This window comes from Plantibacter sp. MPB07 (genome assembly GCF_046619465.1).
Taxonomy (GTDB): Bacteria; Actinomycetota; Actinomycetes; order Actinomycetales; family Microbacteriaceae; genus Plantibacter; species Plantibacter auratus.
In genome coordinates this window covers 2,101,656-2,128,642 of the sequence record NZ_CP177043.1, presented here as the reverse complement: position 1 = coordinate 2,128,642, position 26,987 = coordinate 2,101,656, and the positions used below count along the sequence as shown (strand labels likewise).

Genomic DNA, 26,987 nt, shown 5'->3' with positions numbered 1-26,987 from the left:
AGGGTGCGCGGGCGGCGGTTCTTGGCCCTTCGACAGGCTCAGGGACCGAGGGGACCGGCTATCTTGCGGAAAACGGATAGGCCGGGACATACCTCCCTTCCGGGGGACAGGGGTGCGGCAATACCCTTCGAGCAACCAGGGTCCGGTCGTCGGATCCTCCACGACCGAAACGAGCATCATGGCCACGACCGCTGGTACCAAGACCGCCCCCACGCCGATCGTCATCTCCTTCTGGCTGTGGGTCGTCTCCGCCGTCCTCTCCGTCATCTCCGGCGTCACCGCCGCGATGTCGGCCGGAACCGTCGCCGAGGCCGCAGCCGAACAGTCGGCCTCGGGAGGCGTGCTCTCCTCGAGCGTGCTCCTGATCTCGACCGCCGTCGGCGCGTTCATCGTCGGCGCACTCCACGTGCTGTTCGCCTTCTTCATGCTCCGGGGTCGCAACTGGGCTCGGATCGTCCTCACCGTGGTCGGCATCCTCTCCGTCCTCGGCTCGATCACCGGGCTGATCGCCCTCAACCCGCTCTCCTTCATCTTCGTCATCGTGACCATCGTCGCGATCGTCCAGATGTACGTGCCGGCAGCACGCGAGTACTTCGCCGCGAACAAGCGATGAGCGACCACTCCGCTGCACCGGCGGAGACCGCCCTGCGCCCGGGCTCGCGCCAGGAACGTGCCGAAGCCCGCCGCGCCGAGGCGCGCCTGCCCTACGCCCCCTCGCCTGACACCCGGTGGGGTACCCCGACCGCGCTGGTGACCTTCGTCGCGATCATCGCGCTCCTCGTCGTCGTCGAACTCGCGCGGACCTTCGGCGTCCTGTCCGGCGAGGTCGGCACGATGATCATGTGGATCATCTTCGACGGCGGCATCCTCGTCGCCCTCGCGATCGTCTGCCGCACCTGGGGAAGCGGGTCCTGGGCGAAGGACTTCGGACTCCGCTTCCGCTGGTTCGACGTGTTCATCGGGCTCGGTTCCGCCGTCGGCATCCAGCTGATCGGCGGCATGATCGGCCAGTTCGTCATCGCCCTCACCGGCGAGACGCCCAAGTCGAACATCGCCCCGCCGTCGCCAGAGCTCGTCTGGGTGCTGGTGAACACCGTGTTCGTCACCGCGATCGTCGCCCCGTTCTGCGAGGAAGCGCTCTTCCGCGGGCTCCTGCTCCGCGGATTCCGGAACACGATCCTCCGCGGACGGACGACGAACGGCGTGCGCCGAGGTGCGGCGACGCCCTCGACCGCCCGACGTCGCACCGCGGCCATCGTCTCGGTGGGAGCGAGCGCACTGATCTTCGCCATCGTCCACCTCTACGAGGGCTGGGGCAGCCCGGTCACCATGGTGACGCTCGGACTCACCATCCTCGTGCTCGGCACGGTGAACGGTGTCTACGCCGCGACGACCCGACGCCTCGGACCGGGCATCTGGACGCACGTGTGGTTCAACACCTTCACAGTGCTGCTGACGCTGGCACGCAGCGGCAGCTGAACCCGGGCGCCGGTCCTTGGGCGAAGCGGGGAGCCCGTGGGCCCTTCGACAGGCTCAGGGACCGGCGGAGGCTCAGGGAGCCGCGGAGGCTCAGGGACCGGCGGGGGGGGGGGGGGGCTCAGGGACCGGCGGGGACCGAGGGGTCAGGGCGCGGAAGGGCGGACGCGGCGCTCGTAGGCGGCGTCGGCCGCGAGGACCGCGCGCACTCGGGCCAGGTCGAACTTCGGCTTGCGATCGAAGTCGTAGACGCCGTTCTGCTCCTGGAACGTGTCGGTGAGCTGCGTGTAGCAGTAACCGAACATGTTCTCGTCGTCGGTCAGCACCCGGACGAGCCCCGCGAAGCGCTCGTGGAACTCCTCGACCGACGCCACCCGCGCCCCATAGCCCCAGGAGTCACCGCCGGTGTCTGCGGCGGCGAGCTCCGCGTTCCACCAGATGCCGCCGAACTCCGACACGAAGAACGGCTGCCCCTCGTACGGCAAGGAGATGGTGCGTCCGTCCTCGAGGTTCGTGAACGGCTCACCGACCGCGATCCCGGCCTGCTCGACTGCGAACGCCGCCGGGTCCTGCTCGTAGGAGTGCGCATCCCACACGTCGGTCTCCCGCACCCGGTGCGCGTAGCCCGAGGCGTCGATCACCGGGCGACTCGGGTCGATGAGCTTCGTCGCGAGGAACATGCCGCGCGTGACGTCGTCGAGGACGGTCACGCGGTCGTGCAGGGTCTGGTGCGTCTCGTTCAAGGGGCACCAGCCGATGATCGACGGATGGTTGACGTCGCGCTCCAACGCCTCGATCCACTGCGTGATGAACGACGCCGTCGGACCCTGGTTGTGACCGACCGTGCCCGCGCCGGACACGCCCCAGTCGCCGAACTCGCCCCACACCAGGTATCCGAGCCGGTCCGCGTGATAGAGGTACCGCTCCTCGAACACCTTCTGGTGGAGCCGCGCTCCGTTGAATCCGGCGTCCATCCCGAGCGTGATGTCGGCCACGAGCGCGTCGTCATCCGGCGCGGTCATGAGCGAGGACGGCCAGTACCCCTGGTCGAGCACGAGCCGCTGGAAGACGTGCTCGCCGTTGATCAGCACCGCGGTGCCGTCGATAGCGACACTGCGCAGCCCCGCGTAGCTCGAGACGCGGTCGGTGACGCCGCCCGCACCATCGCGGATCTCGATGTCGAGGGTATAGAGGAACGGGTCGGCGGGACTCCAGAGCCGCTGCTGGTCCGCCGGGACCTCGAGTCGCACCGACGGCGACATCGTCGAGCCGAGGTGCGCGGTCTCGCTCGCGACGACGACACCATCGGCGGACAGGATCACCGTCGCGGTCGCACCGGCGGCGTTGCGACTGGGGATGAGCGTGCAGTCGAAGCGCGCGGCGTCCGAATCGGGGACCACGGTGAACCGCCGCAGGTGCAGCTCGTCGACGGCCTCCACCCACACCGTCTGCCAGATCCCCGTCGTGCGGGTGTAGTAGCAGTCGGTGTTGCCGTACCAGGTCGCCTGCTTCCCACCGGCCTTCGGCTCGTGACGGGTGTCGCGGGCGCGCACCACGATCTCCAGCTCCTGGTCCGGCTCGACTGCGCCGAGCGGCACGCGGATCGGCGTGAAGCCACCCCGATGCCGCATCGCCTCGACCCCGTCGACCCACACGGTCGTGTCGTGGTCGACGGCACCGAAGTGCAGCACACCGTGCTTCCCCTGCCAGCCGGCCGGCACCGTGAACCGCGTGCGGTACCAGACGGCCTCCATGAAGTCCGTGTGCTCCACGCCCGACGCGGCCGACTCCGGCGCAAACGGGACGAGGATGCGGTCGGTCAGTTCGCGGCCGAGGAGCCCGCGCTCGAGCCCGCTGTCGCCAGCATCGATCTCGAACTCCCACAGGCCGTTGAGGTTGACCCAGCCGTCACGGACGAGCTGCGGCCGCGGGTACTCCGGGCGCGGCTGCGGCGTGGAGTCGGCGCGGCCGCTCGGCAGCGGGGCGGGGAAGAGGAGAGGGTGCGTCATGGGTGTCGTTCCGATGCGTCGTGATGGGTGGAGGTGTCGTCGGCCCTTCGACAGGCTCAGGGACCGGGGGTGGGGATCAGGGACCGGGGGTGGGCTCGCGGACCGGGAGCGAGCTCAGGGATCGAGGGGGCTGAGCCTGTCGAAGGGCGGGGGAGTTGCTACCGGGCGTCGTCGACGGCCTTCGTCAGCTCGGCGACGAAGGCTTCAGCGGCCTCCTTGGGCGTCGTCTTGCCGAACTGGACGTCCTGGTTGTAGCGGCCGAGGATCTTCTCGCTGTCGCCGCCACCGACGGGCGTGATCGCCGGCGGGGTGCCGGACTCCTCGCGCGCGGCGTCGACCACGCCGGCCACGATGCGGTCCGTCGGCGTCAGGTCGGGGTCGATCGCCTCCTGGAAGTCCGGGTTCGCGGGCATGCCGCGCTCGGTGCCGAACAGCTTGGCAACCTCGGTGTCCGTCGTGAGGAAGTCCACCAGCAACGCCGCCTCAGCGGGGTGCTCGGACTTCGACGAGACCGACCAGTACATCGACGGCTTCAGGTACTGGAACCCTGCAGACGAATCCTCGCTCGCCGGGAACGGCAGCAGGTCGAGCTGGTGGTCGGGAGCGGCGGCCTGAAAGGCGGTGAGCACCGACGACGGCTGGAAGGTCATCGCGACCTTGCCCGTGCTCATGTCCATGAGGTCGATCGCCACACCGTTGCCCTCGGCCAGCTGCGAGGCGCTCGGGGCCGCGCCGCTCTCGATCTGGTCGAGCGCGTACTGCCAGTAGCTCTCCACGACCTCGGGCTTCAGGATGACCTTGCCGTCCTTGTCGTAGATGTCGTTGCCGTGCTGCCGGGCCCACAGGGTGAGGGTCGGCATGTCGCCGCCGAAGGGGGACATCCCGTGGACGGCCCCGCCCGAGGCCTCGGTCACCTGCAGGGCGACCTCGTTGAGCTCGTCCCACGTCCACGTCGTCGCGTCGGGCAGCTGGATCCCGTACTGCTCGAAGATGGACCGGTTGACCATGAGACCGACGGTGCCGACACCGATCGGCACGCCGTAGAGCTCGTCCTTGACCTTGCCCTGGTCGAGCACCTCGGCGCTGAGATCGGAGGTGTCGAGGAACTCGTCGAGAGCACCGAGGTCGGCGAGGGCACCGCGCTGGGCGTACGAGGCGAGGTAGAGCTGGTCGAACTGCATGACGTCGGGGGCGTCTCCGCCGGCGACCGTGGTGGCGAGCTTGTCCCAGTAGCCACCCCACTCGGTGGACTGACCCTTCACGGTGATGTTCGGGTACTTCTTCTCGAAGAGGTCGATGGCCGCGCGGGTGCGCTCGTCGCGGGCCGTGGCACCCCACCAGTTGAAGGTGATGGTGACGTCCTCGTCGCTGAGCGCGGCGTCGCCGTTCCCGCCGCCGACGGCGCAGCCGCTGAGGGCGAGCGCCGAGATGGCGGTTGCGGCTGCGAAGCCGAGGAGACGGGACCGGGATCGTGGTTGGCGTTGCATGATGCTCCTTTGCATGGGTGGATCGGTTGGGAGGGGGCTCAGGAAGCGGCGGTGATCGCCGTACGGAGTTCGTCGATGTAGGCCTTCGCGGCCTCGGCCGTGGTCTTCCTGCCGAACTGGACGTCCTGGTTGTACCGGGCGAGCATGGACTCCGCGTCCTCGGCACCGACCGGCGTGATGCCGGGTGCGTCGCCCGACAGTGCGGTCGCGGACTCGATCGCATCGGCGACGATCTGATCGCCGGGCGTGAGGTCCGGCGCGACCGCCTCCTGGAAGGTGGGTGTGGCCGGCATGCCGCGCTCAGTGCCGAACAGCTTGGCGACCGCCGGCTCCGACGTCAGGAAGTCGATGAGCAGCGCCGCCTCAGCAGGGTGCTCGGACTGCGACGAGACCGTCCAGTACATGGACGGGCGGACGTACATGTAGCCGTCCGTCGCGTCCGCATCCGCCGGGATGGGGACGAGGTCGAAGGCGCTGTCGGGCGCGGCGGCCTGGTAGGCGGTGACGAGGGCCGACGGTGCGAAGGTGAACGCGGTCTTCCCCGTCGCGATGTCGGAGAGGTCGAGCGCGGAACCGGCCTGCTCAGCCAGTTGCGATGCCGTCGGTGCGGCACCGCTGTGGATCTGCGCGAGCGCGTAGTCCCAGTAGTCGGTGAGGACCGACTCCTCGAGGATGAGCTCGCCCTCGGTGTCGTAGACGTCGTTGCCGTGCTGCCTGGCCCACAGGGTGAGCGTCGGCATGTCCCCGCCGAAGGGGGTGATGCCGTGCACCGCGCCACCGGATGCCTCCGTCACGGCGAGTGCCGTCGCCGTGAGATCGTCCCAGGTCCACGTCGTCGGATCGGGGAGATCGACGCCGTACTGCGCGAGGACGCTCGTGTTCACCAGGACGCCCGTCGACCCCACGCCGGCCGGGACGCCGTGCAGCTTGCCGTCGACCCTGCCCTGATCGAGGAGCGGCGCCGGGAACTCCGAAGTGTCGAGGACGTCGGTGTACTCGTCGACGTCGGCGAGCGCTCCGCGCTGCGCGTAGGAGGAGAGGTGCGTCTGGTCGAACTGCATCACGTCGGGTGCGTTGCCGCCGGCGGCGGTCGTGGCGAGCTTGTCCCAGTACCCACCCCACTCGGTGGATTGCGGCTTCACGGTGATGTTCGGGTACTGCTCCTCGAACAGGTCGATCGCAGCGCGCGTGCGCTCATCGCGCGCACTCGCTCCCCACCACGCGAACGAGATGGTGACGTCCTCGTCGCTGAGGGACGCGTCGCCGTTCCCGCCGCCCACGGCACAGCCGGTGAGGGCGAGTGCGGAGACGGCGGTGACGGCCGTGAAGCCGAGGAAGCGGGACCGGGGGCGGGGGTGGCGTCGCATGGTTCTCCTTCGGGAGGGATGGAACGGGATGAGGATGGCCCTTCGACAAGCTCAGGGACCGGGTTGTGGCTCAGGGACCGGGCCCTTCGACAAGCTCAGGGACCGGGTTGTGGCTCAGGGACCGGGCCCTTCGACAAGCTCAGGGACCAAGTGCAGCTCGGGGGCTACTTGCCTCCGGTGGTCGCGATGCCTCGGAGGAGGAACCGCTGACCGAACAGGAAGGCGAGGAACACCGGCAGCAGGGTGACGACGCTCATGGCGAAGAGGGCGCCGTAGTCCGATTGCGACTGGGTGTCGACGAACGAGCGGAGGGCGACCGACGACGTGTACTTGTCGGGGTCGGTCACGAAGATCAGCTGGCCGAAGAAGTCGTTCCACGTCCAGATGAAGGTGAAGATCGCCGTCGTCGCGAGAGCCGGGGTCATGAGCGGGAGCATGATCTGCACGAAGATCCGCAGGTGCCCGGCGCCGTCGATGCGCGCCGCCTCGTCGAGCTCGCGAGGGATGCCGCGGATGAACTGCACCATGAGGAAGATGAAGAACGCGTCCGTCGCGAGGAACTTCGGAACGATGAGCGGCAGGTAGGTGTTGATCCAGACGAGCTGGGCGAAGATGACGTACTGCGGGATGATCAGCACGTGGATCGGCAGCATCATCGTGAGCAGCATCGCCGCGAAGGCGAAGCGCTTGAACCGGAACCGCAGCCGGGCGAAGCCGTACGCGGCGAGTGAGCAGGTGAGCAGGTTGCCGATGATCGAGCCGACGACGACGATCGCCGAGTTCGCCAGGTAGCTGCCGAACGGTTGCGCCAGAGCATTCCAGCCGTTCGTGTAGTTCGACGCCTCGAAGGTGTCGAGCATGAGGCCCGGGTTGTCGAAGATGTACCCGTTCGGGCGGAGCGACGACACCACCATCCACAGCACGGGGTACAGCATCAGCAGCCCGAGCAGGATCAGCAGCGCGTGCTTGCCGATGCTCGAGATCCGCTGACGGCGCAGGAGCTTCGCGCGTTGTGCGTCGCCCCGCTCGCGACGGGCTGCCGCATCGGGCGAGAGACCGTCCTCGGACGAGGGGCGGGTCTTGAGGTCAGTCATCGTAGAACACCCAATACTTCGAGGCCCAGAAGTTGATGGCCGTGGCGGCGGCGATGATGATGAGCAGGAGCCACGCGATCGCCGACGCGTACCCCATCTGGAAGCTGCCGAAGCCCTTCTGGTACAGGTAGAGCGTGATGAACAGCGTCGAGTCGGACGGCCCGCCCGATCCGTTCGACACCACGTAGGCCTGCGTGAACGACTGGAACGCGCCGATGATGCCGAGCACGAGGTTGAAGAAGATGATCGGGCTGAGCAGCGGAAGCGTGATCGACCGGAACTGCGTCCACCGGCCGGCACCGTCCGTCGACGCCGCCTCGTAGTACTGCCGCGGGATCTGGCGGAGCCCGGCGAGGAAGATCACCATCGGGGCGCCGAACGTCCACACGTGCAGGATGATCAGCGTCGAGAGCGCGGTGTCGGGTTCCGAGATCCAACCGGGGCCCTGGATACCGAAGACGGCGAGCAGGGCGTTGACGAGGCCGCTCGAACCGAAGACGAGGCGCCAGAGGACGGCGATCGCGACGCTGCCGCCGAGCAGTGACGGCAGGTACAGCACCGACCGGTAGAACGAGAGCCCGCGCAGGCCGCGATCCAGGAGGACCGCGATCGCCAGGGCGACCATGAGCTGCAACGGCACCGAGACCAGGACGTAGGTGATCGTCACCCCGAGGGACTGGTGCAGGCGGGGGTCCTCGACCATCCGCTGCGCATTCTCCAGCCCGGTGAAGTTCGGGTTCTGGAGGAGGTTGTAGTCGGTGAACGACAGGTAGAGCGAGACGAGGACCGGCCCGAGCGTGATGACGAGGAAGCCGATGATCCAGGGGCCGAGGAAGAGGAGCGCCGCGCGGTTGTCTCGGAACTCGGAGGCGTCGCGATGCTTGATCGCCCCCTTCGGCGTCCGCAGCGCGCGCAGCTCGTTGAGCGCGCTCATGTGGCGGCTCGGGTGATGGGTGGTGGGCTCTCGAACATGCTGCGCATCTCCTTCGACTCGCTGCGACCGTGCTGACAGGGAGACACGCTAACCGCTTGTGCTACGTAGCACAAGGCGGATTTGGAAATCGGTTTCCGTTGGTATCCGACGGTCGTGGAGTCGGTACGCTTGCGTCAGTACCGACGCACGGTGGAGCGCGCGCGACCGACGGGGAGGCACGGATGGCAGTGACCGCACGGGATGTCGCGCAGGCGGCCGGCGTCTCCCAGCGCACGGTGTCGGACGTCGTGAACCTGCCGGGACGGGTCGGTGCCGAGACCCGAAAGCGCGTGCAGGCGGTCATCGACGAGCTCGGCTATCGGCCCAATCCGCACGCGAGAGGACTCCGGAACAACCGCAGCGGACTCATCGCCCTCGTCGTCCCCGAGCTCGACGTTCCGTACTTCTCCGACCTGGCCCGCTGCCTCATCCCCGAACTCACGAAGCGCTCGCTCACCCTCGTCGTCGACCAGACGAACGGCGACCCGGAACGCGAGCGCGCCGTGCTCACCGGGGGAGCGGTGTCCTCGACGTTCGACGGCGTGCTGCTCAACGCGCTCAACCTCACGGCCGCCGACGTCGAAGCAGCCGCCGCGACCCAGCCGATCGTCCTGCTCGGCGAGCGCGACTACGGCGCAAGTGCTGACCACGTCGCCATCGACGGGACCGAGGCGGCCTACCTGGCGACCAGGCACCTGATCGAACGGGGATGCACCCGCATCGGCGCCATCGGTCGGCAGGCCCATTCCACGGGCACCGCGAAGCAGCGCGTGGACGGGTTCACGAGGGCAATGCGCGAGGCCGGACTCGACCCGAACCGGTATATGGCCGAAGGGGAATACGATCGCGCGAGTGGTGCAGCGGTCATGGGTGGAATGCTCGACGCCGGCGATCCGCCTGACGGGGTGTTCTGCTTCAACGACCTCATGGCGCTGGGCGCGATGCGTGCCGCGTGGGATCGCGGTGTCGACATCCCGCGCGACCTGGCGGTGGTCGGCTTCGACGACATCGAGGACGGCCGGTACGCGATGCGGTCACTGACGACGGTCGCGCCCGACAAGGAGGCCATCGCCCGCGAGGCGGTCGCGATGCTGGTCGAACGCGTGGCCGGGCACGTCGGGCCGGGGCGGCGGGTGCGCGCCGGGTTCGAGCTGATCGTCAGAGAGTCGTCCGGTCCGGCGCGACTCACCCGATGACGGCGCACGTCGGGTTCGTCCCGAGGAGGCCCGTCCCCACCTGCACGATGGCCCACGGTGACGTCCAGATCGTGTCTCGGGCGAGCGGCGGAACGATCAGGCTCGATGGAGCTACGCGGACGCCGAGATAGCCGGTTCCGCCGAGTAGCCCGGTGAGCAGTCCGTCGAGGAGACCGCGGTTGAATGTGACGGAGTACTGCCTCGTCGGGTTCGGGGTCGGCGAGGTCGCGGCCGGTGTGACCGCCGCGGAAGCGAGCGCGATCGTGGCCGACGTGTTCCCGCCGCCGACCTGGATGTCCGCCGCGCCGTACCCCTCCGGCATGGTGAACGTCAGGGTGTAGGAGTTGATGACCAGACCGACGCCGAGCACCGACGTCGTCGAGATGGAGCATCCGCTTGCTCCGGCGAGGTAGACGGGCTTGGGGATGCTCAGTGCGGCGAACGTCGCGGCACCCGACTCGGCGTCCTGCCATGCGGCCTCCACCGGTTGCGGAGCAGGAGCCGCGACGAGCGCGACAGCGGTCGCGAGGACGACCGCCGCGACGTGTCTCGACCGACCTGGTTTCATCAAGCGCCCCTCGCCGAACGCGAGTGCTGACGCAGCGCGCCGAACCACGCGCCGACGAGACCGATCAGGATCGCGCCCGCAGCCGCCCACACGGCGAATTCGATGCTCGCGCCGGTGCGGGGGAGGGTGGTGATCGGGCCGGGCGAGACCGAGACGTCGTCGCCGATGCCCTCGGCGGTGACCGTGAGGGCGACCGAGGCGTTCGCCGCCGCTGTACCGGACGGCATCCGGACGTCGAACCTCAGCCACCACGCCTCCGAGCTGCGCATCGAGAGCACTGCGCGCTCGACGCCGTCGACGGGCACCGCCATCTCGTCGAACAGGTGGGTGACGGTGCCGACGCAGCCGGCCGCGGTCCAGCGGACGGAGCAGGCGTCGACCACCATGACGAGCCCGAGCTCCGACGAGCCGGAGCCGACCATGGACACGTCGATGGACCCCGGTGTGGCTTCGGGCTTGGTGCTGACACCCACCTCCCAGGGCGTCGACCGACCCGGAGTGAGGGATCGCATGGCCGACGGGTCGCCGATCGAGGTGAGGACGACCGCCTCACCGGTGATGACGTCGACCATCGGCTCGGCGTGCGCGGGAGCGGCGCCGCCGATCGCGAGGCCGGCTCCGAGGAGGAGGGAGACCGGTGAGCAGCGGAGCGCGGCGTGGCGGGCCGGTCGTGGACCGGTTCCGTCGTCGCCGACCGTGGAGGATCGGTGTCGGGAAGCAGTACGTCCGTTTCCGTCGGTCCCTCCCGAGCCACCTGGCGGGCGCTTACGCTCGGAGCGCGGCCAGAACGCCCACATGACGAGGGCCGAACAGCTGAGCGTCAGTCCGGCCAGGACCCACGGGTTGGACAGCCACACGACGAGGTACGCGAGCCCGGGCACCGAGGCGAGCACGATGCGGACCGTCGAGACGGTGTATGGCTCGGGGTCCTCCGACAGGTTCGCGTCTCCCTGCATGGTGATCGTCCGCTGTGGGCCTGCGGAGTCGACACCGGCGGTCACCGAGGTGACGCGGTGGGTGACCGGCAGCTGACCAGCGCGATCCACCGTCACCACATCGCCGACCGTGATGTCGGACGCGGGGATCTCGCGGACGAGCGCGAGTGAGCCGGTGGGGATCGTCGGGCTCATGGAACCGGTCTTGAACATGATGAGGGTGATGTTGAAGCAGGTCGCGAGGATGACGAGCACGATGCAGACCACCCCGCCGACGGCGGCGAGGTTCAGCAGGGTGCTGCCGACGATCGACGCCACCGAGCGGCGGGGGTGCTGCCGCTCGGTGGCGTCGATCGCTTCCGTGGAGGGTCGGGTCACGGTGCTCCGATCAGGAACTGGAGGTGCTGGTGATCTGCCACGTCGCCGACGCTGTCCCGCCCTGGAAGCTGGAGGCGGTGCCGGCCTTCACCCGCACGTCGAAGCAGAAGCGCACGGTGGAGTTGCCCGCCGCGGTGAGCGCGCCGGTCGCGGTCGGCGGAGCCGTGCCCGTCGAGAGCGACGCGGTGTACGCGGGGACGGTCGCCGAGGTGAACGCGGCGGCGTTGCACGCCGCGCCCGCCGCCGTCGTGACCACGCGGTACTCGAGCTGCGGCAGGAGGGTGCCCGTCGCCGCCGAGACTGCCGACAGCGCCGCCGTCCCGCCGATGTTCGTCGCAGTGGTCGTGCGGATGTCGATGTAGGCGAACTGGGAGAGTCCTGGCGACATGGCGGTGGCGTTGAACACCAGCGTGGCCGGGTTCGCCGCCTCGTGCGCCGCCCAGGTCGACGACGAGGTCTGCGACTCCACGGAGAAGGTGCTCGCCGCGAAGGTCGCCGTCCCGAACTCGTCGTCGCTCCAGGCCGCGAGGGTGAGCGAGGTCCCGACGCCCAGCACGAGCGCTGCCGCGAGGGCCGCCCTGGCCTTCGTGTAGCGCGACGTGCTCCGTCGTTCATCGGTGCGGTGGTGTCTGCCTGCCGCCGGGGTGTGCCGTCCCATGATCGCCGTCCCGCCGCGGGTTACGGCAGCGGGGTGGTGGACTCGGCCGCGAACTCCCAGACGACGGTGCCGCTCGGCGACGACTGCGGGAGGCTCGCCGCCGGGGTGACCTCGAAGCAGAGGAACACCGGCGTGGTGACGGCACCGAGCGCGAAGATGTCCGCGGCCGTGCTCGACGTCGTGGCGGCATCCGTCACGAGCGGGTCGCCGGCGGCGAAGCTCGCGGCGTCGCAGCCGAAGGTGGTGGTCTCCACGACGGAGTAGCTGAGCGAGGAGGCGATAGCGGCGGCGCTCGTCGCGGTGATGTCGACGGCCGCGGCATACGTCGAAGCGGCGGTCAGCTGCACGGCGAACCCGGCGTAGACGGGCTCCTCGGGTGCCAGGTTGTCGGCCTCCACCGCGAAGGTGAGCGGGGCGGCCGCAGCCTCGGTCGGGTGCTCCGTGAACGCGGTGCCGTCGGTGCTGCCCTCGATGCCGAAGCCACCACCGGCGAAGATCCCGGTCGCGAACTCGGAGTCGTTCCAGGCAGCGAGCGTGATGGCCGCACCGACGCCGAGCACCAGTCCGCCGGCGAGGATCGCCTTCGCCCGCTTGCTGCGCTGGCCGCGGACGGGCGCGTCGGTGCCGGTGGCCGCTGAGGCCTCGGTGCTGGTGTCGATGGTCATGGAAGCCCCCTGGAGTCCGCCGGTGACGGCTCGCGTCACCGCACGTGTCGGGCGTGCGGAGACGGCCTCCGCGCGTCTCACGACACCCTCAGGACGATAGGCAGCAGGCTGACGGTTGTAACCAGTAGTGGGGTACTGGGATCGCCGGACGCTACCGAGAAAACTGCTGAACCGCGCTGCGTCGCCCGATCCGGGGGTCAGGCCTGACGCTGAGAGGACTGCGCGACGAGGCGGCCGAGGTCGCGCCGTCTCCCTGCGCCCAGCTTCGTCCGCGCTTGGAGCACGTGCGACTCGACGGTGCGGACACTGAGGAAGAGCCGCGTCGCGATCTCCTGGTTGCTCAGTCCTTGCGCGATGAGCAGGGCGACCTCCAGCTCCCGCCGGGTGAGCGCGCTCAAGTCGGCCCCGGCGGTCTCCTGGCCGGTGTCCGTCTGCCCGCGGGAGAGGTAGGCCAGCGGAGCGTGTGTCGAGGGCGGCTCCACGGGGACGGTGCGCTCGACCGGCACCGTCTCATCGGTCGTCTCCGCCCGGTAGGTGGCGAACACGGGCGACGGAGACACGACCGAGGTCCGTCGGGCCTCCGCATCCGCAGCGGCGCCTGGCGTGGGACCCACGAGTTCGGCGGCCCGCTCCGCGCAACGGCGGGCGTGCTGCAGTCGCCCCTGGGTCTCGTGGAGCCGTTCTGCGAGCAGATGGGCACCGATCGCCCGGTGCCGCGCTCCGACCTCCTCGAGCGAACAGGCGGCCTCCTCGGCGCGGCTCGCGTCGCCGGCGGCGCCGGCCTCGAGGAGCAGCATGAGCGACGCCTGCAGGGGCGTGAGCTCCTGCGATCGAGCGTCCACGACCCAGGACAGGGTCTCGGACAGGTCGGCGCCGGCCGCGGCGGCCAGGCTCGCGGAGTAGATCCGCTGGGTCAGCGGCTTCCGGATGTCCTGCGCGAGCCGACGCAGGTGATCCCGGGCGTCCATGACGCGACCGCCTGCCATCAGCAGACCGAAGTCGGCGATGTCGGCCAGATAGGAGAGGACCGTGGAGGCGGCGATGAGGCGTTCGTCCTCGGCAGCTCGCCGTTCCGTCGCCTCCTCAAGCTCGCCGGTCTGAGCGAGAGCACCGACGAGGAGGAGCGCGGTCTGCGTGTGCACCTCGGGCGGAACGGTCGAGTCGAGGAGCCGTTCGACGACCCGGAGGTCGGCCACGGTTCGGTCCGGGCGGCCATCGAAGAACGCCAACTGGGCTCCGAGGATCCCGACGATGCACTGGTCCGTCGTCGCCAGGCGCCCGGTCCCGCGCTCGGCACGAGCGACGAACTCGTCGATGTAGCGCGCGAAGCCGGCCCAGGAGAGTCCGGTGAGCAGGCGGATGGTGCCGGCCGACAGGACGTACATGGCGCTCGCGTCGCGCAGGGCGTGCGACAACGGCCGCGCTGCACTGTAGGGCACCGACCGGTAGACGGCGTCACCCAGCTGGAGCAGCTCCCGCAGCTCGGACGGTGGCAGCCTGAGGCCGAGCCTGGTCACGAGCGCAGCGGCGGCATAGAGTCGCGAGGATTGCGCGGCGTCGGTGTCGCGCAGGACCTTCCAGAAGACGGCATCGCCTTCGGTCGGCTCCTGCCGATCCTGGTCGCGCCAGGTCTCGACCATCAGGATGCGCTGGGACAGCAGGCGGCTGTGCTCCTCCTGCTCCGTCAGCTCCTGCGCGCAGGTGCGTTCGGACCAGCGATCGAGGGTCGCCCGCCAACTCAAGACCTCCGCCTGCATGTCCTCGTCGGAATCGGCCGCGGGATCGACCTCGAGGACCCGCTGAGCCCCGTCACCGTCGCCCAGCATGGCGAGCGATCGTGACCACTGGAGCGCCGCTGCCACGGACGGGCGCCAGGTGTACGCGCGTTCGGCGAGCAGACGACCGTCCTCGGCGAGGCCGGAGACGTTCGCGACGTGCGCCGCCTCGAGGAAGGTGCGGGCCATCGTGAGGGACTCGAACCCCTCGTCCAGCTCGGTGTGCGGGGCCGTCAGCCAGTACCGGCCGAGGATGAAGGACTCGTTCGGCGTGAGACGGGCACCGCCACGCAGGTCCGAGATGAGCGTCCGCTGGACGCGGTCGTGGCGGTGCAGTCGCCCGCTGTGGCGCCACTCCGCGAGTGCCGACCACGCGTGCAGTTCGTCGGCGACGATGCGGTCCTGGCCCGAGCCGTCGTTCCGCGCGAGTCCGAGCCGGAGGAGCGCGTGCAACTGATGCTCGCCGAGCAGGCGGATCGCGCGCGAGTAGGGGACCGGACCGAGCTTCGCCAACATGACCAGGGCGTACCGGCCCTCGTCCTCGAGCCGGGAGAGCTGGGGTTCCGTGAGGTCGTGCACCCTTGGTGAGACCCCTGCGACCCCGAGCGAGAGGATGCTGCGCGGCAGGTAGAACTCCCCGCCCGTCTCGAGGGCGTCCTTCGTGAGCTCATGCACGAGCCGTGGCGAGCCGTTGCTCAGTCGCACGATGACGGCCTTGGCCATGTCGTCGAGGACCGCGTCGTCGGCGGCCTCGTCCACCATCGCCGAGGCTTCGAACCCGTCGAGCGCCGGGAGGTCGATCCGCGTGAGCGACCCGGTCCGCCAGACGGCGAGGAGCCGGTCGGCGGAATCGTCGCCGCGCCCCTGCAGTCCGGCGAGCTCCTGCTCCAGCGTCACCAGGGCGACCTGCTCACGCGACCGCGAGAGTTCGATGATGTCGGTGAGGCTCGCCGGATGGAGGTTCGCCCCGTCGTCGACGATGAAGACGGCACCGCTCGGCGCCGTGCGCCAGTCGCTCAGCGTGTGCGAGGCGTCCCGTGACGCACCCGACACGTGGATGACCGGGCGTCCGTCCTCGTGCATCCGACGTCCGATCGCGTCCGCGGTGAAGGTCTTGCCGTAGCCGTGTGGTCCGACGAGGAGCGTGCTGGTCCGGTTCGCGATGAGCGCCGTCATCCGGGCGATCGCGGCCGCTCGACCGCTCGGTTGGGCGGGAGCGCGGGTGGCGGATTGGCGGAACTCGCCGGAGCGACGGGTGGGCGATGCGGCGGACCGCGCGCCGCCACTGAACCGATGCGCACCCGGGTTCATGGGATGACCTGCTCGGCCGACCTCGGATGTGGCTTTCGCTCCACTACCGTCGCAACCGGTTCTTCCATATCGCAGCCCCCTCAAGCTCCGTCAGGACGACGGGATCCGCATCACTAGGGACGCTGCGAATACTCCGTCGGATGCCCCATTATCCGTAATCCCTGAGTGCTCCCGCAGCCCTAAGAGAGCGTTCTCAGTAGAAACTACGCACCCCAGTCGGGGGTAAACCCCCGGCCAGTGCGGGTTATCTCTCAACCGTCATCGATGACATGACACGGATGGAACCGACTGCACTGGAGCCCCGCCACTGATGACGCGTCGGAGGCCCCCCCCGGCACCGATCGAAACCCGGCGTCCCGCGGCGCCGCCTCGCACTGCGGAGGCCAGTACCGGTTTTCCATCCGGCACTACGGAGGTTGGGGTCCCTCCTCTGGGGGACAGGGAGGCCCGCCCATAGATTGGCCGGGATCGACGCCAGTCGCGGGTTCGCCCGTGCACCGAAGAAAGGGTTCCACCGTGGGGGAACAGCAGCGAAGCATCCTCGGCCGAGGCCGTGCGTGGAAGGTCGCGGCCATGGCCGTGGTCGGCACGGTCATCGCCATGGGATCGACGACGGCGGCCACAGCGGCCCCGACCGATGTCTCCGACGGCTTCGGCCGCTTCCTCGGTGGACAGGCGGCCGGGATCAACCTCGACGCCCTCGCCGCAGTCGGCGGCGCCCGTGCCGAGAACCCGAGCGGGGTGCACCCGGTCGCCGCGAACCCGCTGTCGGCCGAGGTGCTCAACACCCTCGGCGTCGACCTCGGCAGCTCGCTCCAACTGTTCGGTGCCAATGGCGTCATCGAGCTCGGTGCCGTCGCTCAGTACGGGTCCGCCGCCGACAACGGCGACGCGATCGCCGGCTCAGGCGCGGTCACCGACCAGGGTGGCGTCTCGATCGGTGGACCCGATGCTCCGCCGGCGGACGCCGAACTCGACCTGACCGGTCTGCTCGGCCGGGTCGGGACGCCCACCGGCGGGATTCTCAGCGACCTCTCGCTCAGCCTCGGCGCCCTCGCCTCCACGATCTCGCAGACGGGCGGCACCACGGCCGTTCCCGACTACCAGATCGCCGGTGCGACGCTCAACTTCCAGAGCCCCCTCGTGCAGAACGTCGGCACGCAGGTGACCGGCCTCCTCCCGCCGCTGCAGACCACGCTCAACGGGCTCACCTCGGCGCTCAACACCGCGCTGAACGCGAACCTCATCGGCGTCCTCCGCGTGAGCGCGACGGGGACGGTCACCCCGCCGAACCTGTCGACCGTGGTCAACACGATCCTCACCACCCAGGCGTCGCAGTCGGCGGCGACGGGGGTCTCCGTCAACCTCCTCACGGGCGCCGTGACCGTCGACCTCGCGACCCTGCTCGCGAACGACCCGACGCTGCCCGACCTCAACGACCTGCCGCCGAACACCTCGCTGCTGTCCGGCCCGATCGGTGCCGCCATCGCGGCCGCGATCACGTCTGCCGTCACCGCGCAGGTCACGGCCGTGTCCGCCGGCCTGCAGACGGCCGTGGACAACACACGTATCCAGGTCACCGGCAACGTCACGACGAACGTCGTGGTCACCCAGGTGCCGGTCATCTCCCTGTCGCTCGACTCGACCCTCGGGGCGGTCCAGAACGGTACCGCCGCCTTCACCTCGGCGGGGCTCCTCCCGAACGTGCTGAACCCGATCCTCGCGACCCTCGGCTTGACGCTGGACGGCGTGGTCAACCTCGTCCTCGGACTCGTCAAGAACGTCGTCGCCACCGCGTTCACCAGCCTGAACACGCTCGGCACCGGCCTCAACAGCATCACCGGCGGTCTCGCCGCGAACGTCGTCGGACCGATCCTCAACATCGTCCGCCTCGTCGCCGATGTGACCGCCAACGTGCAACCGGCCACCGGCGACCTCGGGGCGGGATCATCGACGGTCCGCGCCGTGCAGATCTCCCTCGTCCCGGCGATCTCGCTCGCGACGGTCAACCTCGCGTCGTCGTCTGTGCGCGGCACGCTCGTCGTGTACGACACGGCGATCACCGCCACGCCCGCGACCGTCAACCCCGGCCAGGCCACCGTGATCGACGGCACCGGCTTCGCAGCGAACGAGCAGGTCACCATCACCGCGCCAGGCCTCGACCCGGTCACCACGACGTCGGACGCCGCCGGTGTGATCAGCCAGAGCGTCGCGATCCCCGCCGGCTTCACCCCGGCGACGCTGACGTTCACCGCCACCGGTGCGACCTCCGCCACCCCGGCCACCACCGACCTCGTCGTCGCCCCCTTCGTGACCGCCATCACCGCCGACCCGGCGACGATCGCTCCGGGCGGCAGCACCACGATCACCGGCACGGGGTTCCTGCCCGGCGAGTCGGTGTCGATCACCGTCCCCGGCCTCACCGACCCGATCGTCACCACCGCGACGGGTACCGGCACGATCTCCACGAGCCTCACGCTCCCGGCCGACTTCCCGCTCGGCCCCGTGACGGTCACGGCGACCGGTGCCTCATCGGCCAGCCCAGCGACCACAACGGTCACCGTCGAGGCGACGCAGTACGTCACCGCCATCACCGCCGACCCGGCCAGTGTCGTCGCCGGTGGGACCACGACGATCACCGGCACCGGCTTCGCCTCGGGCGAGACCGTCGCCGTCTCGATCCCCGGCGTCGACCCGGTCACCACGACGGCCACCGGAACCGGCACGATCTCGGTCGAGCTCGACGTCCCGGCGGACTACGCCGCAGGCCCGGTCGTCGTGACCGCGCTCGGCGAGACGTCCGACACCCCGGCCACGACCAACCTCACCGTGGTCTACGAGACGTCGATCGTCGCCGTCCCGGCCACGGTCGCGGGTGGCACGACCACGATCATCAACGGCGCCGGCTTCGCGCCCGGCGAGGACGTCGTCGTGACGTTCCCCGGCCTCGAGCCGATCACCGTCACCGCCACGGCACTCGGCGCGATCGGCACCCCCGTCGCGGTCCCACAGAACTTCGCGGTCGGTGACGTCACGGTCACCGCCCTCGGCGCCGTGTCCGCGACCGAAGCGACCACCGTCGTCACCGTCACCGCGACGGTTTACGACACCGCCATCACGCTCGACCCGACGTCGCTCATCCCTGGGAACACCACGACCGTCACCGGCACCGGCTACCTGCCTGGCGAGACGGTCACCGTCGGTTACCCGGGCGGCACCCCGGTGACCGTCGAGGCGGACGGCGACGGCGGCTTCACCGTCGACCTGCCCGTCCCCGACGGCACGCCGGCCGGCACGCTCGTCGTCACCGCGACCGGCGAGACCTCCGCAACCCCGGCGACCGCCGACCTCGAGGTGCTGCCGTACGACACGGCCATCACCGCCGACCCGGCCTCGCTCCTCCCCGGCAACTCGACCACGATCACCGGCACCGGCTTCGCCGCGAACGAGTCGGTCTCCGTCTCCTACCCGGACGGCACGCCCGTCGTCGTGACGGCTGACGGCGATGGCGGCTTCACGGCCGTCCTGCCGATCCCCTCCGGCACGCCCGCCGGCCAGCTCACGGTCACCGCCACCGGCGCGGTCTCCGCCACGCCGGCCGAGACGGTCATCACCGTCGAGGCGTACGACACCGCGATCGCGCTCGATCCACAGACCGTCGCCCCTGGCGGCAGCACGGTCGTCACCGGCTCGGGCTTCGTCCCTCAGGAGACCGTCACGATCACCATCCCCGGCCTCGCCACGCCCGTGACGACCACGGCGAACGGCGACGGTGAGATCACGGTCAGTGTCACGCTCCCCGCGGACTTCCCGCTCGGCGACGTCACCGTCACCGCCACCGGCGCCGTCTCGGCCACCCCGGCCACGGCGACGCTCACCGTCGAGGCGACCACCTACGTCACGGCCATCACGGTCGACCCGACGACCGTCGTCGCGGGGGAGAGCACGCTCGTCACCGGTACCGGCTTCGAGCCCGACGAGACCGTCACGGTCTCCATCCCCGGCGCGCCTTCGGTCACCACGCAGGCATCGGCGACCGGAACCATCTCCGTGTCGCTCCCGGTCCCGGCGGACTACGCGGAGGGCACGGTCGTCGTGACCGCCCTCGGTGAGGTCTCCGAGACCCCAGCCACCACGAACCTCGCGGTCGACGTCGTCTACACCCCGACGATCACCGCCGACCCGGCCACGGTCCCCGGCGGCACCAGCACCGAGATCTCAGGCTCCGGCTTCGCGCCGAGCGAGAGCGTCACAGTCACCTTCCCGGGCCTCGACCCGATCACCGTCACGTCGAACGCAGCGGGCGAGATCACGACCACCATCGACGTCCCGCAGGACTTCGCGGTCGGTCCGGTCACGGTCACGGCCCTCGGCGTCGTCTCCGCGACCGAGGCGACGACCACGGTCACGGTCGAGGCGACGGTCTACGACACGGCGATCACCGCGGACCCCGACACGCTCCTCCCCGGCGGCAGCACCACCGTCACCGGAACGGGCTTCCTGCCCGGCGAGTCCGTCTCCGTCTCCATCCCCGGCGGCACGCCCGTCGTGGTGGAGGCCGGCCCGGACGGCGACATCACCGCCATCCTGCCGATCCTGCCCGGCACCCCCGCCGGCCCCATCGTCGTGACGGCCGTCGGAGCGGTGTCGGCCACGCCTGCCACGGCGACGATCACCGTCGAGGCGTTCGACACGACGCTCACCGCGACGCCGTCCACGCTGAACCCCGGTGACTCGACGATCCTGTCCGGCACCGGCTACGTCGCGAACGAGTCGGTGACCATCTCGGCTCCCGGCTTCGACGACGTCGTCACCACGGCGAACGGGCTCGGCGAGATCAGCCAGGTGGTCGCCTTCCCGGCGGACTTCGTCCCCTCGACGGTGACGTTCACGGCCACGGGCGCCCTGTCGCTCACGCCGGCGCAGACCTCGGTCCTCGTCGAAGCGGTCGTGTACGACACGGCGATCACGGTGGACCCGACGACGGCCAACCCGGGTGGAACCACCACCGTCACGGGCACCGGCTTCGCGCCGAACGAGACCGTCACCATCACGATCCCGGGCGGCGACCCCGTCACGGTGACGACGAACGGCGACGGCGACTTCACGCAGCCCGCGACGATCCCGGTGGGAACGCCCGCGGGGCCGCTGACGATCACCGCGACCGGTGACACGTCGAACACGCCCGCCGACGCCGACGTGACCGTGGTGGCCTACGAGACCGCGATCACCGCCGACCCCGACACGCTGCTCCCCGGCACCTCGACGACGATCACCGGTACCGGGTTCGCACCGAACGAGTCCGTCTCGGTCTCCATCCCCGGTGGCACACCGGTCGTCGTGACGGCGAACGGCGACGGCGGCTTCACCGCCGCTCTGCCGATCCCGTCGGGCACCACCGCAGGGGACCTCGTCGTCACGGCGACCGGTGCCCTCTCGGCGACCGACGCGACGGCCACCGTCACGGTGCTCGCCTACGAAACGGCGATCGCCCTCGATCCCGCGACCATCGCACCGGGTGGCAGCACGACCGTCACCGGTGCGGGCTTCGCCCCGAACGAGAGCGTGAGTGTCACGGTCCCGGGCATCGTCGACCCGTTCCCGACCACGGCGAACGCCGACGGCGAGATCTCCGTGAGCGTCACGCTCCCGGCGGACTTCCCGATCGGTGACGTCACGGTCACCGCCACCGGTGCCGTCTCGGCGACCCCCGCCGCGGCGACGCTCACGGTCGAGGCCACGACCTACGTCACGGCCATCACCGCCGACCCGACCACGGTCGTCGCGGGTGCCAGCACCCTCGTCACCGGCACCGGCTTCGCACCGACCGAGAGCGTCACGGTCTCGATCCCTGGCGCCGACCCGGTGACCACCACGGCGACGGCGACCGGCACCATCTCGGTGTCGCTGCCCGTGCCGGCCGACTACGCCGAGGGCACGGTCGTCGTGACCGCGCTCGGTGCGACGTCCGACACCCCTGCGACGACGAACCTCACGGTCGACGTGGTCTACACGCCGACGATCACTGCCGACCCGGCGACGGTCCCCGGCGGCTCCTCGACGGAGATCACGGGCACCGGTTTCGCGCCGACCGAGAGCGTCACGGTCACCTTCCCCGGCCTCGCGCCGGTGACGGTCACCTCGAACGCCGACGGTGAGATCACCACGACGTTCGCCGTCCCGCAGGGCTTCGCGACCGGTCCGGTCACGGTCACCGCACTCGGCGTCGTCTCGGCGACCGAGGCGACCACCACCGTCACGGTCGAGGCCACGGTCTACGACACGGCGATCACCCTCACACCGGACACGGTGAACCCGGGCCAGACCACCACGGTCACCGGTACCGGCTTCCAGCCGAACGAGTCGGTCAGCGTCTCGATCCCCGGCGGCGACCCCGTCGTCGTGACGGCCGACGGCGACGGCGGCTTCACCGCGACCCTGCCGGTGCCGCCCGGAACGCCCGCCGGGCCGGTCACGGTGACCGCGGTCGGCGAGACCTCGGCGACGCCCGCCGAGGCGGAGCTCACGGTCGAGGCCTACGAGACGGCGATCACCGCCGACCCGAGCACGGTCGCGGCCGGCGGAGCGACGCTCGTCACGGGCACCGGTTTCGCGCCGAACGAGTCCGTCACGGTCACGGTGCCCGGTGGCGCCGCCGTCCCTGCGACCACGAACGGTGCCGGCGAGTTCTCGGTCGGGATCACGGTCCCGGCGAACGCGCCCGTCGGCCCGCTGGTCGTCACGGCCGAGGGAGCGGTGTCGCAGACGCCGGCCACCGCGACCGTCACGGTCACCGCCATCGTGTTCTCGCCCGTCATCACCGCCTCCCCGGACGCGCTGATCGCCGGCAACACGACGGTCATCACCGGATCGGGCTTCGCAGCCAACGAGACGGTCACGGTGTCGATCCCCGGCGCCCCGGTCGTCACGCAGGTGACGAATGCCGGCGGCGGCTTCACGGTGACCCTGCCGGTCCCCGACGGCTACGCGCTCGGCGACGTCACGGTGACGGCACTCGGTGCAGCATCGGACGAGCCGGCGACGACGATCATCGAGATCCTCGCGTACGACACGGCCATCACGGTCGACCCGTCCTCGGTGCTGCCGGGTGAGACGGTCACGGTCGACGGGACGGGCTTCGCCGGTGGCGAGACGGTCACGGTGTCCATCCCGGGCGCACCGTCCGTCACCGTGGTGACGAACCCTGACGGTTCCTTCACCGTGGACCTGCCGATCCCGGACGACTACACGCCCGGACCGGTCACGGTGACCGCCGAGGGCGATGTCTCCGAGACGCCGGCCGAGGCTGACGTCACCATCGAGGACGGAGCGGTCGACGTCGACACCGACGCAGCTGCGGTCGATGTGGATGCTGCTGCTGACGTGGACGCCGACGTGGATGCCGCCGCTGATGTGGACGTGGACGTCGATGCCGCCGCTGATGTGGATGCTGCTGCAGACGTGGATGCTGCTGCTGATGTGGATGCTGCTGCTGATGTGGATGCTGCCGCTGACGTCGACGCTGCCGCTGACGTCGACGCTGCCGCTGACGTCGACGCTGCGGCTGACGTGGACGCTGCTGCCGATGTGGACGCTGCGGCTGACACGGACGCTGCGACTGATGTGGATGCTGCGGCTGACGTGGACGCTGCCGCCGACACCGACGCTGCTGCCGATGTGGATGCTGCCGCCGACACCGACGCTGCTGCCGATGTGGATGCTGCCGCAGACGTAGACGCTGCTGCCGATGTGGACGCTGCGGCTGACACGGACGCTGCCGCAGACGTGGACGCTGCCGCCGACACGGATGCTGCTGCTGACACGGACGCTGCGGCCGATGTGGATGCTGCCGCTGACGTCGATGCTGCTGCTGACACGGACGCTGCTGCTGACACGGATGCTGCTGCTGATGTGGATGCTGCTGCTGACACGGATGCTGCTGCTGATGTGGATGCTGCTGCTGACACGGATGCTGCGGCTGATGTGGATGCTGCTGCTGACACGGATGCTGCTGCCGACGTCGATGCTGCTGCTGACACGGATGCTGCTGCCGATGTGGATGCTGCTGCCGATGTGGATGCTGCTGCCGACACGGATGCTGCTGCTGACGTCGATGCTGCCGCCGACACGGACGCTGCCGCCGACACGGACGCTGCTGCCGACACGGATGCTGCTGCTGACGTCGATGCTGCCGCTGACACGGATGCTGCCGCCGACACGGATGCCGCCGCTGACACTGACGCTGCGGCCGATGTGGATGCTGCTGCTGACGTCGATGCTGCTGCTGACACCGATGTTGCAGCTGACGTGGACGCTGCCGCCGACACCGCCGCTGACGCCGATGGCGACACCGACGCCGGCGACGAGCGTCAGGCGACGGTCAAGTACTCGACGATCGTCCGCGACACGGGTGTGATCCAGGAGGTCTACGCCACCGGCTTCGAGCCCGGCGAGACCATCTCGGCCACGGTCTTCTCGACCCCGTTCGCACTGACGCCCGTCATCGCTGACGCCTCCGGTAACGCCACGTTCACCTTCCCGATCGACTCGTCGCTCGAGCTGGGTGCCCACCGGGTGGAACTCTCCGGATCCGTGACCGGCGACCTGCCGCTCGATCGTGAGGCCACCGCCTTCACGGTCACCGCGGTGGCCGCCACCGCACCGGGGTCACGCCCCGGTCTGCCGAGCACCGGCTTCGACGGCCTGTGGCTCGGGGGGCTCGGCGCCATGATGCTCCTCCTCGGAGGCGCCTTCGTGGCCACGCGACGGGCGCGTATGGAGTGACCTCGCCGAGCAGGCCGTGCCGCATTCGGGTCGGCACGGCCTGCTCCTTCTCCCGCGGAGACACCGCCGAACCGGTGCCCCGCGGTTTCATCACCACCCAGCACCAAGGAGGAACCGTGACTCCGATCACACGCACACCCGTCGGGGGTCGTTCTGACACCCTTCGACAAGCTCAGGGACCGGAAGGGGCTCAGGGACCGGAAGGGGCTCAGGGACCGGAAGGGGCTCAGGGACCGGAAGGGGCTCAGGGACCGGAAGGGGCTCAGGGACCGGAAGGGGCTCAGGGACCGGAAGGGGCTCAGGGACCAGACGGTGCCGAGGAACCGGACGGCGATCAGGTACCGGCGTCCGGTCGGCAGGACCGGGGAGCGGGATCGTCTCGGGACGAAGCCGCCCCGCCGAAGCGGGCCGCGCGCATCGCCGCCGCGGTCTCGATCGCCCTCGTCGGCGTCTACGTCGCGGGCACCCTCGTCATCGTCTCACCGACCACACCCGTCCGTGGTGCCGTCGTCGCCGCAGCCGGCCCGTACTTCACGCAGAAGTGGAACGTCTTCGCGCCGAGCATCATGAAGACGAACATCACCTTCTCCGTCCAGGCCCAGTGGCGCGACGCCGACGGGACGCTCGTGAAGTCCGACTGGGTCAACGTGACGAAGCTCGAGCAGCAGGCCGTCCCCGGCCACGCCGAGCCGTCGCGCATCCAGAAGTCCTCGTGGAACGCGATGCTCGCCTACAACGCCCGCTACCTCGCCCTCGACGCCCAGCAGCGCGAGCTCGTCCGCGACACCTTCATCCAGCGAGCCGACGGTGGCGGGTATCGCGCCCAGTCGGCCGAGTCGCTCATCGCCGACCTCGACGCCGTCAGCACGACTCCGGGCTCGGGGCAGGGCGACGTCGTCCGGTTCCTCCGCTACGACTACATGCTCAAGGAGTACGCGACCGCGTTCTCCACGGCGTACTTCGACCAGGACGTCGAACGCGTCCGGTGGCGGATCGACCGCACCCGCCCGAACGACTTCGAGAACCGCTTCTCCGAGGAGCAGCAGTTCGACGACACCGCCGTCACCTTCGGCTGGCGGCACGTCGACGACGTCATCGACCCGGAGACCCTCGCCGTCTACCGCGACGTCGTCACCCGCTACGGAGGTGCACGATGAACGCCGTCCGCGCATCGTTCGACCGGTTCGCCGGCTGGGTCACGGGTGCCAAGCACGCCGGCTACAGCCTCTCCGCCCTGCGGATCCTCTACGGTGTCGCGATCGTCAGCTTCCTGTTCACGAGCCTCGCCGACCGCCACTACCTCTGGGGCGTCGCGTCGAAGTGGGTCGACCCGGAGGCGAACCGTCGCGCGTGGTTCCCGCTGTTCGAGCTCGTCTTCACGAAGGACAGCGCCTTCGTCTTCGACCTCGCCTACGGGGTGCTCATCGTGCTCGGGCTGCTGTTCCTCGTCGGCTGGCAGACCCGGTTCGTCACGCCAGTCCTGCTCGTGTTCTGGGTGGGGCTCGCGACCAACAGCACCGTACTGACCAACGGCGGCGACACGATCATCCGCATCACGCTGCTGTTCCTGGTGTTCGCGGACCTGTCGCGTCACTGGTCGGTCGACGCGTGGCTCACCAAGCGACGGGGTCGAGCGCTGCGGCCGATCCTGCGCGGTCGGTTCGCGATCCCGCCGTGGCTCGCGAACGCCGCCAACAACACCGCGGTCCTCCTCTGCGCATACCAGATCATGCTCGTCTACGTGAACTCCGGCATCTACAAGCTCATGGGTCCCGAGTGGCGGGAGGGCACGGCGTTCTACTACTCGCTCGTCCTCGACGTGTTCCGGCCGTTCCCGGCGCTGAGCGACCTCGCCTGGCAGGTCGGTCCGTTCGTCTGGGTCGCCACGTTCCTGTCGGTCTGGGTGCAGCTGCTGTTCCCGGTGCTGATCCTGTGGCGGCCGACGCGGATCCTCGCGCTCGGCTTCACGATCCTGATGCACCTCGGCATCGGCCTCTTCCTCGGGCTGTGGCCGTTCTCGCTCGCGATGATCGCCCTCGACCTGCTCTTCGTCCGCGACCGCAGTTGGGTCGCCGTCGGTCGGTGGGCGTCGCACGCCGGGGGAGTGCTCCGCCAGCTGCTGCCGGAGCGCCAGAGGACCGAAAGACCCGTCACGACGTCGGCCGGTTCGCCGTCGTGACCACAGCCGTCTCGCGCGTTCGGGTGCGAGACGAACCGGCGGTCGGCGCCACGGTTGCGCCGACCGCCACCCGTTCCATCCCAGTCGGCGCGGGCGTCGCGGAACCCGTCATCCCATGTCCATCGCCCACGA

Annotated in this window: 16 protein-coding genes; 6 read left to right on the top strand and 10 right to left on the bottom strand. The window is 69.9% G+C overall.

Going from position 1 to position 26,987, the window contains the following annotated elements:
* The first annotated feature begins 178 nt into the window (after positions 1–178).
* Positions 179–613 (top strand): hypothetical protein, encoded by a 435-nt coding sequence (locus ACLIME_RS09765; RefSeq protein WP_159879719.1) that lies wholly within the window; start codon positions 179–181, stop codon positions 611–613.
* Positions 610–1,479, top strand: coding sequence for a type II CAAX endopeptidase family protein (locus ACLIME_RS09760; RefSeq protein ID WP_079706834.1), 870 nt, complete (start codon positions 610–612; stop codon positions 1,477–1,479). Before ACLIME_RS09765 ends, ACLIME_RS09760 begins: the two co-directional genes overlap by 4 nt.
* A gap of 143 nt (positions 1,480–1,622) precedes the next feature.
* Here the strand turns inward: ACLIME_RS09760 and ACLIME_RS09755 are convergent, their stop codons facing one another.
* From ACLIME_RS09755 to ACLIME_RS09735, 5 genes are all read right to left on the bottom strand, one after another.
* Complete coding sequence (locus ACLIME_RS09755; RefSeq protein WP_411556782.1) at positions 1,623–3,485, bottom strand: glycoside hydrolase family 2 protein; 1,863 nt, start codon at positions 3,483–3,485, stop codon at positions 1,623–1,625.
* A gap of 158 nt (positions 3,486–3,643) precedes the next feature.
* Entirely contained in the window at positions 3,644–4,972 is a 1,329-nt protein-coding gene (locus ACLIME_RS09750; RefSeq protein WP_411556781.1) for an ABC transporter substrate-binding protein, read from the bottom strand.
* A gap of 38 nt (positions 4,973–5,010) precedes the next feature.
* On the bottom strand, positions 5,011–6,339 hold the full coding sequence (locus tag ACLIME_RS09745) for an ABC transporter substrate-binding protein (RefSeq protein WP_411556780.1): 1,329 nt from the start codon (positions 6,337–6,339) through the stop codon (positions 5,011–5,013).
* A gap of 164 nt (positions 6,340–6,503) precedes the next feature.
* A complete protein-coding gene (locus ACLIME_RS09740; protein WP_411556779.1) occupies positions 6,504–7,433 on the bottom strand; it encodes a carbohydrate ABC transporter permease in 930 nt (309 codons plus the stop codon).
* Positions 7,426–8,367: a carbohydrate ABC transporter permease gene (locus ACLIME_RS09735; RefSeq protein WP_079706839.1), complete on the bottom strand. Its 942-nt coding sequence runs from the start codon at positions 8,365–8,367 to the stop codon at positions 7,426–7,428. Before ACLIME_RS09735 ends, ACLIME_RS09740 begins: the two co-directional genes overlap by 8 nt.
* 221 nt (positions 8,368–8,588) lie before the next feature.
* Here ACLIME_RS09735 and ACLIME_RS09730 point away from each other — a divergent pair, with 221 nt between their 5' ends.
* On the top strand, positions 8,589–9,602 hold the full coding sequence (locus tag ACLIME_RS09730) for a LacI family DNA-binding transcriptional regulator (RefSeq protein ID WP_411556778.1): 1,014 nt from the start codon (positions 8,589–8,591) through the stop codon (positions 9,600–9,602).
* Here the strand turns inward: ACLIME_RS09730 and ACLIME_RS09725 are convergent.
* From ACLIME_RS09725 to ACLIME_RS09705, 5 genes are all read right to left on the bottom strand, one after another.
* Positions 9,592–10,170, bottom strand: a complete 579-nt coding sequence (locus ACLIME_RS09725; RefSeq protein ID WP_411556777.1) for a hypothetical protein — start codon at positions 10,168–10,170, stop codon at positions 9,592–9,594. The genes ACLIME_RS09730 and ACLIME_RS09725 overlap by 11 nt on opposite strands.
* Positions 10,170–11,483 carry a signal peptidase I gene (locus ACLIME_RS09720; RefSeq protein ID WP_411556776.1) on the bottom strand — a complete coding sequence of 438 codons (1,314 nt, stop codon included), beginning with the start codon at positions 11,481–11,483 and terminating at the stop codon, positions 10,170–10,172. Before ACLIME_RS09720 ends, ACLIME_RS09725 begins: the two co-directional genes overlap by 1 nt.
* Before the next feature lie 10 nt (positions 11,484–11,493).
* Positions 11,494–12,141, bottom strand: coding sequence for a SipW-dependent-type signal peptide-containing protein (locus ACLIME_RS09715; RefSeq protein ID WP_411556775.1), 648 nt, complete (start codon positions 12,139–12,141; stop codon positions 11,494–11,496).
* Between the two features lie 20 nt (positions 12,142–12,161).
* A complete protein-coding gene (locus ACLIME_RS09710; protein WP_411556774.1) occupies positions 12,162–12,806 on the bottom strand; it encodes a SipW-dependent-type signal peptide-containing protein in 645 nt (214 codons plus the stop codon).
* 197 nt (positions 12,807–13,003) lie between these two features.
* Positions 13,004–15,892 carry a helix-turn-helix transcriptional regulator gene (locus tag ACLIME_RS09705; protein ID WP_411556773.1) on the bottom strand — a complete coding sequence of 963 codons (2,889 nt, stop codon included), beginning with the start codon at positions 15,890–15,892 and terminating at the stop codon, positions 13,004–13,006.
* 516 nt (positions 15,893–16,408) lie between these two features.
* Here ACLIME_RS09705 and ACLIME_RS09700 point away from each other — a divergent pair.
* Genes ACLIME_RS09700 through ACLIME_RS09690 form a run of 3 tightly spaced genes read left to right on the top strand, consistent with a single transcriptional unit; the run spans position 16,409 to position 26,855 of the window.
* The gene (locus ACLIME_RS09700; protein WP_411556772.1) at positions 16,409–24,676 is read left to right on the top strand and encodes a hypothetical protein; all 8,268 of its coding nucleotides are present in this window, start codon (positions 16,409–16,411) and stop codon (positions 24,674–24,676) included.
* On the top strand, positions 24,598–25,833 hold the full coding sequence (locus ACLIME_RS09695) for a DUF5819 family protein (RefSeq protein WP_411556771.1): 1,236 nt from the start codon (positions 24,598–24,600) through the stop codon (positions 25,831–25,833). Before ACLIME_RS09700 ends, ACLIME_RS09695 begins: the two co-directional genes overlap by 79 nt.
* Complete coding sequence (locus ACLIME_RS09690) at positions 25,830–26,855, top strand: HTTM domain-containing protein (RefSeq protein ID WP_411556770.1); 1,026 nt, start codon at positions 25,830–25,832, stop codon at positions 26,853–26,855. Before ACLIME_RS09695 ends, ACLIME_RS09690 begins: the two co-directional genes overlap by 4 nt.
* Positions 26,856–26,987 lie beyond the last annotated feature (132 nt).